This window comes from Kocuria sp. CPCC 205263, from assembly GCF_040981075.1.
Lineage (GTDB): Bacteria > Actinomycetota > Actinomycetes > Actinomycetales > Micrococcaceae > Kocuria > Kocuria rosea.
Genome location: NZ_JAVKPV010000014.1, coordinates 34,010 through 46,608, shown reverse-complemented (window position 1 = coordinate 46,608; position 12,599 = coordinate 34,010). Strand labels below are relative to the sequence as shown.

Here is a 12,599-nt window from a genome sequence, read left to right as displayed (position 1 = left end):
CCAGCACCGCTCCCGGGGCGCGGCGGGCCGGCACCGGCCGCCGCAGCCCGGACGAGGCCCGCAGGAGGCCACCGATGACCGAGCAGGACCCGACCGCCCCGGCGGGGGAGCGGGGCACCCCCGGACAGTTCGTGCAGTCCCTGGCGCGCGGGCTCGGCGTGATCACGGCCTTCGACGCCCGGCACCCCCGGATGACCCTCAGCGACGTGGCCCGGCGCACCGGGCTGACCCGCGCCACCGCGCGCCGGTTCCTGCTCACGCTCGAGGAGCTGGGCTACGTCCGGACCGACGGGCGGCTCTTCGAGCTCACCCCCGTGGTCCTCCAGCTCGGCTACTCCTACCTCTCCTCGCAGCCGCTGCCCGCCCTGGCCGCCCCGCACCTCGAGACCCTCTCGGCGCAGGTCGAGGAGTCCACGTCCGCCTCGGTGCTGGACGGCGCCGACATCGTCTACGTCGCCCGCGTCTCCACGCACCGGATCATGACCGTGGCGATCGCCGTGGGCACCCGGTTCCCCGCCCACGCCACGTCCATGGGCCGGGTGCTGCTGGCTGGGCTGGACCCGGAGGAGCTCGCCGAGTACTTCCGCACGGCGCGGATCGAGCGCCTGACCGAGCGCACCCTCACCGACCGCGCGGCCCTCGAGGCCGACCTGCGCCGGGTCCGCGCCCAGGGCTGGGCGCTCGTCGACCAGGAGCTCGAGGTCGGGCTGCGCTCGGTCGCCGCCCCCGTGACCGACGGCACCGGGCGCGTGGTCGCGGCCGTGAACGTCTCCATGCGCGTGGGGATGCCCGGCGCCAGCGCCGGGGACCCCGTGGACGACGTCGTGCCGCTCCTGCTCGAGTGCGCCCGGAGGATCTCCGCCGACCTCGCCGCGACCGGGCGCTGAACGGGGCCGGCCCGGCCCCGTTTCCCCGCCCCGGCCGGGGTCTGATAGGCTGTCGAGGAATTGAACGGTCATCCCTCGGCGCCCGCGCCCCTGGAGGCCGAAGAAATCATGGCAGAACGGACTCGGTCCTCCGGTACGCGTTGTGTACCGAAATGCCATCCTTTTCGTCTGCCCAGCTACCTTCGGCGCGGCGACCGTGGTGCCCGCCCGCCGGGCCCACGACAGGCGCCGCACCCGCTCCCGGCCCCGGCCGGACGCGGGGGAGCCGAACACCCAGCGGGCCGCTGACGCGTCCCGTCCGATCAGGAGACACTGTGCCTACAATCCAGCAGCTGGTCCGCAAGGGCCGGACCCCGAAGGTCGTCAAGACCAAGGCGCCCGCACTCAAGGGCAGCCCCATGAAGCGCGGCGTGTGCACCCGCGTCTACACCACCACCCCCAAGAAGCCGAACTCCGCGCTGCGCAAGGTCGCCCGCGTGAAGCTCAACGGCGGCGTGGAGGTCACGGCCTACATCCCCGGTGAGGGCCACAACCTGCAGGAGCACTCCATCGTGCTCGTCCGCGGCGGTCGCGTGAAGGACCTCCCCGGTGTCCGCTACAAGATCGTCCGCGGCGCGCTCGACACCCAGGGTGTCAAGGGCCGCCAGCAGGCCCGTTCCCGTTACGGCGCCAAGAAGGAGAAGAAGTAATGCCTCGTAAGGGTCCCGCTCCCAAGCGCCCGCTCGTCGTCGACCCGGTCTACAGCTCCCCGGTCGTCACACAGCTGATCAACAAGGTCCTCCAGGACGGCAAGAAGTCCACCGCCGAGCGCATCGTCTACGGTGCCCTCGAGGGCGTCCGCGCCAAGTCCGGTGCCGACCCCGTCGCCACCCTCAAGAAGGCCCTGGAGAACGTCAAGCCGGCCCTCGAGGTGAAGTCCCGCCGCGTCGGCGGCGCCACCTACCAGGTGCCCGTCGAGGTCAAGCCGGGCCGCGCCCAGGCGCTGTCCCTGCGCTGGCTCGTCGGCTACTCGAAGATCCGTCGTGAGAACACCATGACCGAGCGTCTGCAGAACGAGATCCTGGACGCGTCCAACGGTCTCGGTGCCGCCGTGAAGCGCCGGGAGGACACCCACAAGATGGCGGAGTCCAACAAGGCCTTCGCCCACTACCGCTGGTAGAATCTTCCAGGCCTGTCGGCCCCACCCGGGCCGACAGGCCGCCGGCACCATCTCCGAAAGGGAACCACCGTGGCACTTGACGTGCTTACCGACCTCAAGAAGGTCCGCAACATCGGCATCATGGCGCACATCGATGCCGGGAAGACCACCACCACCGAACGCATCCTGTTCTACACCGGTATCTCCCACAAGATCGGCGAGACCCACGATGGTGCCTCCACCATGGACTGGATGGCGCAGGAGCAGGAGCGCGGCATCACGATCACGTCCGCCGCGACGACCTGCTACTGGCACGACAACCAGATCAACATCATCGACACCCCGGGCCACGTGGACTTCACGGTCGAGGTCGAGCGCTCCCTGCGCGTGCTCGACGGCGCCGTGGCGGTCTTCGACGGCAAGGAGGGCGTCGAGCCCCAGTCGGAGACGGTCTGGCGTCAGGCCGACAAGTACGACGTCCCCCGCATCTGCTTCGTCAACAAGATGGACAAGCTGGGCGCCGACTTCTACTTCACCGTCGACACCATCATCAACCGCCTCGGCGCGAAGCCGCTGGTCATGCAGCTGCCGATCGGCTCCGAGTCGGAGTTCACCGGCGTGGTCGACCTGCTCACCATGAAGGCCTTCGTCTGGCCGGGCGACTCCAAGGGCGACGTCTCCCTCGGCGCCAAGTACGAGATCGAGGAGATCCCCGCCGACCTGCAGGAGCGGGCCGAGGAGTACCGCAACCAGCTGGTGGAGTCCGTCGCCGAGGCCGACGACGAGCTGATGGAGAAGTACCTGGGCGGCGAGGAGCTCACCCTCGAGGAGCTCAAGGCCGGCATCCGGAAGCTCACCATCACCTCGCAGGCGTACCCCGTGCTGTGCGGCTCCGCGTTCAAGAACCGCGGCGTGCAGCCGATGCTCGACGCCGTCATCGACTTCCTGCCGTCCCCGCTGGACGTCCCGAACGTCGAGGGCCACGCGCTGAACAACGAGGAGGAGATCCTCTCCCGCCCGGTCGACTCGACCGCGCCGTTCTCCGCGCTCGCCTTCAAGGTGGCCAACCACCCGTTCTACGGGCAGCTGACCTACATCCGCGTGTACTCCGGCAAGGCGTCCAACGGCGACCAGGTGCTCAACTCCACCAAGGGCAAGAAGGAGCGCATCGGCAAGCTGTTCCAGATGCACTCCAACAAGGAGAACCCGGTCGACACCGTCCAGGCCGGGCACATCTACGCCGCGATCGGGCTCAAGGACACCACCACGGGGGACACCCTGTGCGACCTGCAGAAGCCGATCGTGCTCGAGTCCATGTCCTTCCCGGCCCCGGTCATCTCGGTGGCCATCGAGCCGAAGACCAAGGGCGACCAGGAAAAGCTCTCCATCGCGATCCAGAAGCTCTCCGCCGAGGACCCCACGTTCACCGTGTCCCTCAACGAGGAGACCGGCCAGACCGAGATCGGCGGCATGGGCGAGCTCCACCTGGACATCCTGGTGGACCGCATGAAGCGCGAGTTCAAGGTCGAGGCGAACGTCGGCAAGCCGCAGGTGGCCTACCGCGAGACGATCAAGAAGGCCGTCGAGAAGATCGACTACACGCACAAGAAGCAGACCGGCGGCTCCGGCCAGTTCGCCAAGGTGCAGATGGCGTTCGAGCCGATCCCTCTGGATGCCGAGGAGCTCTACGAGTTCGACAACAAGGTCACCGGCGGCCGCGTCCCGCGCGAGTACATCCCCTCCGTGGACGCCGGCATCCAGGACGCCATGCGTCTCGGCATCCTCGCCGGGTACCCGGTCGTGGGCGTCAAGGCCACGCTGCTCGACGGTGCCTACCACGACGTCGACTCCTCCGAGATGGCGTTCAAGATCGCCGGCTCGATGGTGTTCAAGGAGGGTGCCCGCAAGGCGCAGCCCGTCCTCCTCGAGCCGCTCATGGCGGTCGAGGTGCGCACCCCCGAGGAGTACATGGGCGAGGTCATCGGCGACCTGAACTCCCGCCGCGGCCAGATCCAGTCGATGGAGGACGTGAGCGGCATCAAGCTGGTCAGCGCCCTCGTCCCGCTGTCCGAGATGTTCGGCTACATCGGCGACCTCCGGTCCAAGACCCAGGGCCGCGCCGTGTACTCGATGCAGTTCGACAGCTACTCGGAGGTCCCCAAGGCCGTCGCCGAGGAGATCGTCCAGAAGAACCGCGGCGAGTAGGCACCACCCCTCGGCCCCGGCCGGGAATTTCATCAATCACGTACAGCCAAAGTAGACTTGCAGAGGTTTCAGTACTGCTGAGCGCCTCAAGCTCCCCCCGGAAACACGCGGTGGGGTAGTGCTGAGCAAGTTTCGACAAATGTTCTAGGAGGAACAACCATGGCGAAGGCCAAGTTCGAGCGCACCAAGCCGCACGTCAACATCGGCACCATCGGCCACGTCGACCACGGCAAGACGACGCTCACGGCTGCCATCTCCAAGGTCCTGGCCGACAAGTACCCGGACCTGAACGAGAAGCGCGACTTCGGCGCCATCGACTCCGCTCCGGAGGAGAAGCAGCGCGGCATCACCATCAACATCGCGCACATCGAGTACCAGACGGAGAAGCGCCACTACGCGCACGTCGACGCCCCGGGTCACGCGGACTACGTCAAGAACATGATCACCGGTGCGGCGCAGATGGACGGCGCCATCCTCGTGGTCGCCGCCACGGACGGCCCCATGGCCCAGACCCGCGAGCACGTGCTGCTCGCCCGCCAGGTGGGCGTGCCCTACCTGCTGGTGGCCCTGAACAAGTCCGACATGGTCGACGACGAGGAGCTGCTGGACCTCGTCGAGATGGAGGTGCGCGAGCTCCTCGCCGACCAGGGCTTCGACGGCGACAACGCGCCGGTCGTCCGCGTCTCGGCGCTGAAGGCCCTCGAGGGCGACCCCGAGTGGGTCGCCAAGGTCGAGGAGCTCATGGAGGCCGTCGACGAGAACGTGCCCGACCCCATCCGTGAGATGGACAAGCCGTTCCTCATGCCCATCGAGGACGTTTTCACCATCACCGGTCGCGGCACCGTGGTGACCGGCCGTGCCGAGCGCGGCACGCTGCCGATCAACTCCGAGGTCGAGATCGTCGGCATCCGTCCGGTCCAGAAGACCACGGTCACCGGCATCGAGATGTTCCACAAGCAGATGGACGAGGCCATGGCGGGCGAGAACTGCGGCCTGCTGCTGCGCGGTCTCAAGCGTGACGACGTCGAGCGCGGCCAGGTCGTGTGCAAGCCGGGTTCCATCACCCCGCACACCGACTTCGAGGCCAACGTCTACATCCTCTCCAAGGAGGAGGGCGGGCGTCACAACCCGTTCTACTCGAACTACCGTCCGCAGTTCTACTTCCGGACCACCGACGTCACCGGCGTCATCACGCTGCCCGAGGGCACCGAGATGGTCATGCCCGGCGACAACACCGAGATGACGGTCGCGCTGATCCAGCCGATCGCCATGGAGGAGGGCCTCGGCTTCGCCATCCGTGAGGGTGGCCGCACCGTGGGCTCCGGCCGCGTCACCAAGATCATCAAGTAGTCCCCGGACTGCCGATCTGCGCAGAACCCCCCGTCGCTCCTGCAGCGGCGGGGGGTTCCGCGCGTTCCGGGGTCGCCACGACGGGGCTCAGCCGGTGAGCTGGTGCAGGCACAGGACGTTGCCCTCGGAGTCGGTGAACCACGCCGCGCGCATCCCGTCGGCGGTGAGGACGTGGTCGACGGTGCGCAGGCCGGGCAGGTCGTAGTCCTCGAAGCGCACGCCCCGGCCCTCGAGCTCCCGGACCGCGGCCTCGACGTCGGGGACCTCGAAGCTGGCCTGTGTCAGCTCGGACGCCGGCGCGTCCGGGCGCAGCAGCAGCTGCAGGCCGGTGTGCCCGTCCTCGCTGAACAGGACGCTGTCCGGCTCGGGGGCGTCGGCGGGGGAGAGACCCAGCGTCTCCTGGTAGAACCGGCGGGCGCGGTCGAGCTCCCGGACGGGGACGATCGCGACCAGTCTCGCGGTGGACAGCATGGGACCCATCTCCTGGGACGTCGGGGTGCGGACGAGGCCAGGATACGACCGTGGGCGCCGGCGCCGGTCGCGGTTGCCTCACGGTTCCGGCACGGTTGCGCACGGCCCGCCCCCGGCCGTGCGTTTGCACCGGTCTGCCATCTCTGGCAGGATGGAGGACGTTGTTCAAGCGCCGACGCGTGCTCCCAACGGTTCGAACCGGCAGACCCCAGGACACCATCGGGTTCCGAAGCAGAACCGGGGTCAGCAGCTCCTCGAAGCTGCCACGCACGGACCACATACAGCCCGCCCCGAGAAACGGAATCGGTGTGCCCCCGTGCCAGCACGGGACGACACGCCCGAGTTCGGGGGTCGGAGCTCCAGCAGGGTGAGGAACCCGGATCCTTCCGGATTCAGTCTGCGTGGAGGGGCGCCCACCAGGTGGCGCCATGCACAAGGAGCCCTCGGCTCCGTCACAGGGAAGATCGTTCAAGAAAGAGAGTCACGACGCCATGGCGGGACAGAAAATCCGCATCCGGCTGAAGTCTTATGACCACGAGGTCATCGACGTCTCGGCCCGGAAGATCGTTGAGACGGTGACGCGCGCAGGCGCCACGGTGGTCGGCCCCGTGCCGCTGCCCACGGAGAAGAACGTGTACTGCGTCATCCGCTCGCCGCACAAGTACAAGGACAGCCGTGAGCACTTCGAGATGCGCACGCACAAGCGGCTGATCGACATCATCGACCCCACGCCGAAGGCCGTCGACTCGCTCATGCGCCTCGACCTGCCGGCTGACGTGAACATCGAAATCAAGCTGTAAAGAGGATCGCATCCCAATGACTACCACTTTCGAACGCCAGGTGAAGGGCCTGCTGGGCACGAAGCTCGGCATGACCCAGGTCTGGGACGAGAACGGGAAGTTCGTGCCGGTGACCGTCGTCAAGGCGGACTCCAACGTCGTGACCCAGCTGCGCAACCAGGACCGTGACGGCTACTCGGCCGTCCAGATCGGGTTCGGTGCGATCGACCCCCGCAAGGTCACCCAGCCGCTGGCCGGCCACTTCGAGAAGGCCGGCGTCACGCCGCGCCGCCACGTCGTGGAGCTGCGCACGGCCGACGCCGACACCTACGAGCTGGGCCAGGAGCTCTCCGTCGAGCTCTTCGAGGCCGGCCAGAAGGTCGACGTGATCGGCAAGACCAAGGGCAAGGGCACGGCCGGTGTGATGAAGCGTCACGGCTTCTCCGGCGTCGGCGCCTCCCACGGTGCCCACAAGAACCACCGCAAGCCGGGATCCATCGGCGGCGCGTCCTACCCCGCTCGCGTGTTCAAGGGCATGCGCATGGCGGGCCGCATGGGCGCCGTCCGTCACACGACGCAGAACCTCACCGTTCACGCCGTGGACGCCGAGAACTCCCTGCTGCTCATCAAGGGCGCCCTGCCGGGCCCCAAGGGTTCGGTCGTCCTCGTCCGCACCGCAGTGAAGGGAGCCTGATCAGACCATGGCAACTCAGACCGTCAACGTCGACCTGCCCGCCGAGATCTTCGACGTCCAGACCAACGTGCCCCTGCTGCACCAGGTCGTCGTCGCTCAGCTGGCCGCGGCCCGCCAGGGCACGCACAAGACCAAGAACCGCGCCGAGGTCTCCGGCGCCGGCCGCAAGCCCTTCAAGCAGAAGGGCACCGGCCGCGCGCGCCAGGGCTCGATCCGCGCCCCGCACATGACCGGCGGCGGCGTGGTGCACGGGCCGACCCCGCGCGACTACAGCCAGCGCACCCCCAAGAAGATGAAGGCCGCCGCCCTGCGCGGAGCCCTCTCGGACCGGGCGCGCAACAACCGCATCCACGTCGTGGAGGCACTCGTCGAGGGCACCGTCCCCAACACGAAGGCCGCCCAGGCGACGCTGCGCGGGCTCTCCGACCGCAAGAACCTGCTGGTCGTCCTGCACCGCTCGGACGACGTGGCCGCGCTGTCGGTGCGCAACCTCGACGACGTGCACACCCTCTACGCGGACCAGCTCAACACGTACGACGTGCTGGTCTCCGACGACGTGGTCTTCACCAAGGACGCGTTCGAGTCCTTCGTGGCGGCCGCCAGCAAGAAGAAGCAGGAGGACGCCAAGTGAGCGCGACCACCATCAAGGATCCCCGGGACGTCATCATCGCGCCGGTCGTCTCGGAGAAGTCCTACGGGCTCATCGACGAGGGCCGCTACACGTTTTTCGTGGCGCCCGACTCGAACAAGACCCAGATCAAGTACGCCGTCGAGCAGATCTTCGGCGTCAAGGTCGAGTCCGTGAACACCATCAACCGTGCCGGGAAGCGGAAGCGCACGCGCTTCGGCTGGGGTCAGCGCAAGGGCACCAAGCGTGCCGTTGTGACCCTCAAGGAAGGCACCATCGACATCTTCGGCGGTCCGCTCGCCTGAGCGGAGACCACTTTAACGAGGAACTGACACATGGCTATCCGTAAGCACAAGCCGACAACCCCGGGCCGTCGCGGCTCCTCCGTTGCCGACTTCGCAGAAATCACGCGCACGACCCCCGAGAAGTCGCTGGTCCGGCCGCTGCCCAAGAAGGGCGGGCGGAACAACACCGGCCGCATCACCACCCGGCACAAGGGTGGCGGGCACAAGCGCCAGTACCGCGTCATCGACTTCCGTCGCCACGACAAGGACGGCGTCGACGCCAAGGTCGCGCACATCGAGTACGACCCGAACCGCACGGCGCGCATCGCGCTGCTGCACTTCGTGGACGGCTCCAAGCGCTACATCATCGCGCCGAACAAGCTGTCCCAGGGCGACGTCGTCGAGTCGGGCCCCGGCGCCGACATCAAGCCCGGCAACAACCTGCCGCTGCGCAACATCCCCGTCGGCACCGTGATCCACGCCGTGGAGCTCCGTCCGGGCGGCGGCGCCAAGCTCGCCCGCTCCGCCGGCGCGTCGGTGCAGCTCGTCGCCAAGGAGGGCAAGTACGGCCAGCTCCGGCTGCCCTCCGGCGAGATCCGCAACGTCGACGTGCGCTGCCGCGCGACGGTCGGCGAGGTCGGCAACGCCGAGCAGTCGAACATCAACTGGGGCAAGGCCGGCCGCAACCGCTGGAAGGGCGTCCGCCCGACCGTCCGCGGTGTGGTCATGAACCCCGTCGACCACCCGCACGGTGGTGGCGAGGGCAAGACCTCCGGTGGCCGTCACCCGGTCAACCCGAACGGCAAGCCCGAGGGCCGCACCCGCCGCCCCAACAAGGAGAGCGACAAGCTCATCGTCCGCCGTCGTCGCACCGGCAAGAACAAGCGCTAAGGAGCCTGACACATGCCACGCAGCCTGAAGAAGGGCCCTTTCGTCGATCAGCACCTTTTCCTGAAGGTCGCCAAGGAGAACGACAAGGGCACCAAGAACGTCATCAAGACGTGGTCCCGCCGCTCGATGATCGTCCCCGACATGCTCGGGCACACGATCGCCGTGCACGACGGACGCAAGCACATCCCCGTGTTCATCACCGAGTCGATGGTCGGGCACAAGCTCGGCGAGTTCGCCCCCACGCGGACCTTCCGCGGCCATGTGAAGGACGACAAGAAGGGCAAGCGCCGCTGATCCTTCGGGATCCCGCAGCGTGAGCACTTCGAGAAGACGAGAGAAGGAAAGCAATGGAAGCCAAGGCATCTGCGCGCTACATCCGCGTGACGCCTATGAAGGCCCGGCGCGTCGTCAACCTGATTCGTGGCCAACAGGCGAATGAGGCTCTGGCGATTCTGAAGTTCGCCCCCCAGGGTGCTTCGGAACCGGTGTTCAAGGTCCTCCAGTCGGCGGTCGCCAACGCGCGCCAGCTGGCGGACCGCGACGGCCTGCCGTTCAAGGAGGAGGAGCTCGTCGTGAGCGAGGCCTTCGTCGACGAGGGTCCGACCATGAAGCGGTTCCAGCCGCGGGCCCAGGGCCGCGCCTACCGCATCAACAAGCGCACGAGCCACATCACCGTGATCGTGGCGAGCCCTGACAGCGAGGAGGTCCGCTAAGTGGGACAGAAGATCAACCCGCACGGGTTCCGGCTGGGCATCACCACCGACCACGTGTCGCACTGGTACGCGGACTCCACCAAGGAGGGCCAGCGCTACAAGGACTACGTCCGTGAGGACATCAAGATCCGCAAGCTCATGTCCACGGGCATGGAGCGGGCCGGAATCTCCAAGGTCGAGATCGAGCGGACCCGGGACCGCGTGCGCGTGGACATCCACACCGCCCGCCCCGGCATCGTCATCGGCCGCCGTGGCGCCGAGGCCGACCGCATCCGCGGCGAGCTCGAGAAGCTCACCGGCAAGCAGATTCAGCTGAACATCCTCGAGGTCAAGAATCCCGAGGTGGACGCCCAGCTGGTCGCCCAGGGTGTCGCCGAGCAGCTCGCCTCCCGCGTGGCCTTCCGCCGCGCCATGAAGAAGGCCATCCAGTCGGCGCAGCGCGCCGGCGCGAAGGGCATCCGCATCCAGTGCGCCGGCCGCCTCGGCGGCGCCGAGATGAGCCGCTCGGAGTTCTACCGCGAAGGCCGTGTGCCCCTGCACACCCTGCGCGCGAACATCGACTACGGCTTCTTCGAGGCCAAGACCACCTTCGGCCGCATCGGCGTGAAGGTCTGGATCTACAAGGGCGACCTCACCGCGAAGGAACTGGCGGCCCAGCAGGCCGCCGCTCCCTCGCGCGGCCGCGGCGGCGACCGTGACCGTCGCGGCGGTCCCGGCGAGCGTCGTGGAGGCGGCGGCGGCGACCGTCGTCGTCCCGACCGTAACGACCGTGGCGGACGCCGTGAGCGCAACGACTCCGCCGCCTCCCCGGCTCCGGCCGCGGGAGCGACCAACGCAGAGGGTGGTAAGTAAATGCTCATCCCACGTCGTGTGAAGTTCCGCAAGCAGCACCACCCGAAGCGGTCGGGCGCTGCCAAGGGCGGCACCACTGTCGCCTTCGGCGAGTGGGGCATCCAGGCGCTCACGCCGGCCTACGTGACGAACCGTCAGATCGAGGCCGCCCGTATCGCCATGACCCGCCACATCAAGCGTGGCGGCAAGGTCTGGATCAACATCTATCCGGACCGCCCCCTGACCAAGAAGCCCGCCGAGACCCGCATGGGCTCCGGCAAGGGCTCCCCCGAATGGTGGGTCGCCAACGTCAAGCCCGGGCGCGTGATGTTCGAGCTCTCCGGTGTCTCCGAAGAGGTCGCCCGCGAGGCCCTGCGCCTGGCGATCCACAAGCTCCCGATGAAGGCACGCATCGTGCGTCGCGAAGGTGGTGAATGAGAATGGCTGTTGGATCCAAGGATCTGAGCATCGAGAACCTCGCGGCCCTCGACAAGGACTCTCTGGGTGAGGCGCTGCGCAAGGCCAAGGAGGAGCTGTTCAACCTCCGCTTCCAGTCCGCAACCGGTCAGCTCGAGAACAACGGCCGCCTCAAGGCCGTCAAGCGCGACATCGCGCGCATCTACACGGTGCTGCGCGAGCGCGAGCTCGGCATCCGGCCCCAGGCGGGCTCCGCCGAGACCACCGCCGAGACCACCTCCGAGGAGGACGCCAAGTGACCGAGCAAATCAACAACGAGGCCGATCAGGCCGACGAGCGCGGTGACCGCAAGAGCCGTCGTGGCTACGTGGTCTCCGACAAGATGGACAAGACCGTCGTGGTGCAGCTGCAGGACAACGTCAAGCACTCGCTGTACGGCAAGGTCATGCGCCGCTCCTCGAAGGTCAAGGCCCACGACGAGCAGAACGCCGCCGGCGTCGGCGACCTCGTCCTGATCGCCGAGACCCGTCCGCTGTCCGCGACCAAGCGGTGGCGGATCGTGGAGATCCTCGAGAAGGCCAAGTGACCCGAGCTCGCTAGAGCCGGCCACGGCCCCGACGGCCCGTCCCCTCCACGAGGGGGCGGGCCGTCGCCCGTTCACCGCCCGCACGGACGGCGCCCCGCCTGTGCTAGGCTGGTGAGCTTGTATGGGCGGAAATCTCTGCCCGTGCAATCCACAGCTCTTCGTGCCAGCGCATAATGACCGCGTGCAGGGCGCCCCCGTGCCACCTGGTGGCGGGTTCAGATGCTCCTGGCATGGAGGGCTGGGCCCGGTCCGGCGTGCGCGCCGGGGGAGGGCACATCATCCGACAAGCTGTTCCGCAAGGCCCGCACCGTGCTCTCGATCGGTGTTGGAACCGGCGTGACGACAGGAGTAATCAGTGATTCAGCAGGAGTCGCGACTGAAGGTCGCCGACAACACGGGTGCGAAGGAAATCCTCACCATCCGTGTTCTCGGTGGATCCGGACGTCGCTACGCAGGCATCGGCGACATCATCGTCGCCACCGTCAAGGACGCGATCCCCGGCGGGAACGTGAAGAAGGGCGACGTGGTCAAGGCCGTGATCGTCCGTACCAAGAAGGAGCGCCGTCGTCCGGACGGCTCCTACATCAAGTTCGACGAGAACGCCGCAGTGATCCTGAAGAACGACGGTGACCCCCGTGGTACCCGCATCTTCGGCCCCGTGGGCCGTGAGCTGCGCGACAAGAAGTTCATGAAGATCATCTCGCTGGCCCCGGAGGTGCTCTGAC

18 protein-coding genes are annotated in these 12,599 nt (G+C 67.8%); 17 read left to right on the top strand and 1 reads right to left on the bottom strand.

All coding sequences use genetic code 11. The annotated features are described in order from the left end of the window. The first annotated feature begins 74 nt into the window (after window positions 1-74). The 5 genes from RF647_RS16895 to tuf all read left to right on the top strand — a co-directional run bounded on the left by RF647_RS16895 (window position 75) and on the right by tuf (window position 5,580). Window positions 75-887, top strand: coding sequence for an IclR family transcriptional regulator C-terminal domain-containing protein (locus RF647_RS16895; RefSeq protein ID WP_368812726.1), 813 nt, complete (start codon window positions 75-77; stop codon window positions 885-887). Window positions 888-1,201: 314 nt separating this feature from the next. After that, on the top strand, window positions 1,202-1,576 hold the full coding sequence (gene rpsL / locus RF647_RS16890; RefSeq protein ID WP_017833291.1) for a 30S ribosomal protein S12: 375 nt from the start codon (window positions 1,202-1,204) through the stop codon (window positions 1,574-1,576). Then, window positions 1,576-2,046 (top strand): 30S ribosomal protein S7, encoded by a 471-nt coding sequence (gene rpsG, locus RF647_RS16885; RefSeq protein ID WP_017833292.1) that lies wholly within the window; start codon window positions 1,576-1,578, stop codon window positions 2,044-2,046. The genes rpsL and rpsG overlap by 1 nt, the downstream gene beginning before the upstream one ends. A gap of 69 nt (window positions 2,047-2,115) precedes the next feature. Further along, window positions 2,116-4,230 (top strand): elongation factor G, encoded by a 2,115-nt coding sequence (gene fusA, locus RF647_RS16880; protein ID WP_133409338.1) that lies wholly within the window; start codon window positions 2,116-2,118, stop codon window positions 4,228-4,230. 159 nt (window positions 4,231-4,389) lie between these two features. Next, window positions 4,390-5,580 carry an elongation factor Tu gene (tuf, locus tag RF647_RS16875; RefSeq protein WP_368812725.1) on the top strand — a complete coding sequence of 397 codons (1,191 nt, stop codon included), beginning with the start codon at window positions 4,390-4,392 and terminating at the stop codon, window positions 5,578-5,580. Window positions 5,581-5,667: 87 nt separating this feature from the next. On the opposite strand, the gene RF647_RS16870 is transcribed toward tuf, so the two are convergent. After that, complete coding sequence (locus RF647_RS16870; protein WP_133409340.1) at window positions 5,668-6,051, bottom strand: VOC family protein; 384 nt, start codon at window positions 6,049-6,051, stop codon at window positions 5,668-5,670. Between the two features lie 491 nt (window positions 6,052-6,542). Between RF647_RS16870 and rpsJ the strand changes: the two genes are divergently transcribed. From rpsJ to rplN, 12 genes are all read left to right on the top strand, one after another. Continuing rightward, complete coding sequence (gene rpsJ / locus RF647_RS16865; RefSeq protein ID WP_003803825.1) at window positions 6,543-6,851, top strand: 30S ribosomal protein S10; 309 nt, start codon at window positions 6,543-6,545, stop codon at window positions 6,849-6,851. Window positions 6,852-6,867: 16 nt separating this feature from the next. Next, entirely contained in the window at window positions 6,868-7,524 is a 657-nt protein-coding gene (gene rplC / locus RF647_RS16860) for a 50S ribosomal protein L3 (protein ID WP_017833296.1), read from the top strand. A gap of 7 nt (window positions 7,525-7,531) precedes the next feature. Beyond that, window positions 7,532-8,155, top strand: coding sequence for a 50S ribosomal protein L4 (gene rplD, locus RF647_RS16855; protein WP_017833297.1), 624 nt, complete (start codon window positions 7,532-7,534; stop codon window positions 8,153-8,155). Continuing rightward, window positions 8,152-8,457, top strand: a complete 306-nt coding sequence (rplW, locus tag RF647_RS16850) for a 50S ribosomal protein L23 (RefSeq protein WP_017833298.1) — start codon at window positions 8,152-8,154, stop codon at window positions 8,455-8,457. The genes rplD and rplW overlap by 4 nt, the downstream gene beginning before the upstream one ends. Window positions 8,458-8,487: 30 nt before the next feature. Further along, window positions 8,488-9,327, top strand: a complete 840-nt coding sequence (rplB, locus tag RF647_RS16845) for a 50S ribosomal protein L2 (RefSeq protein WP_017833299.1) — start codon at window positions 8,488-8,490, stop codon at window positions 9,325-9,327. A 12-nt stretch (window positions 9,328-9,339) separates the two neighbouring features. Continuing rightward, window positions 9,340-9,621, top strand: a complete 282-nt coding sequence (rpsS, locus tag RF647_RS16840; RefSeq protein ID WP_017833300.1) for a 30S ribosomal protein S19 — start codon at window positions 9,340-9,342, stop codon at window positions 9,619-9,621. Between the two features lie 53 nt (window positions 9,622-9,674). Beyond that, complete coding sequence (rplV, locus tag RF647_RS16835) at window positions 9,675-10,040, top strand: 50S ribosomal protein L22 (protein ID WP_017833301.1); 366 nt, start codon at window positions 9,675-9,677, stop codon at window positions 10,038-10,040. Continuing rightward, complete coding sequence (gene rpsC / locus RF647_RS16830; protein WP_017833302.1) at window positions 10,041-10,892, top strand: 30S ribosomal protein S3; 852 nt, start codon at window positions 10,041-10,043, stop codon at window positions 10,890-10,892. It abuts the gene before it with no gap. Further along, a complete protein-coding gene (gene rplP, locus RF647_RS16825; protein WP_017833303.1) occupies window positions 10,893-11,309 on the top strand; it encodes a 50S ribosomal protein L16 in 417 nt (138 codons plus the stop codon). Between the two features lie 2 nt (window positions 11,310-11,311). Further along, window positions 11,312-11,587, top strand: coding sequence for a 50S ribosomal protein L29 (rpmC, locus tag RF647_RS16820; protein ID WP_017833304.1), 276 nt, complete (start codon window positions 11,312-11,314; stop codon window positions 11,585-11,587). Further along, window positions 11,584-11,874 carry a 30S ribosomal protein S17 gene (rpsQ, locus tag RF647_RS16815; RefSeq protein WP_368812724.1) on the top strand — a complete coding sequence of 97 codons (291 nt, stop codon included), beginning with the start codon at window positions 11,584-11,586 and terminating at the stop codon, window positions 11,872-11,874. Before rpmC ends, rpsQ begins: the two co-directional genes overlap by 4 nt. A gap of 355 nt (window positions 11,875-12,229) precedes the next feature. Further along, window positions 12,230-12,598, top strand: a complete 369-nt coding sequence (gene rplN / locus RF647_RS16810; RefSeq protein WP_017833306.1) for a 50S ribosomal protein L14 — start codon at window positions 12,230-12,232, stop codon at window positions 12,596-12,598. Window position 12,599 lies beyond the last annotated feature (1 nt).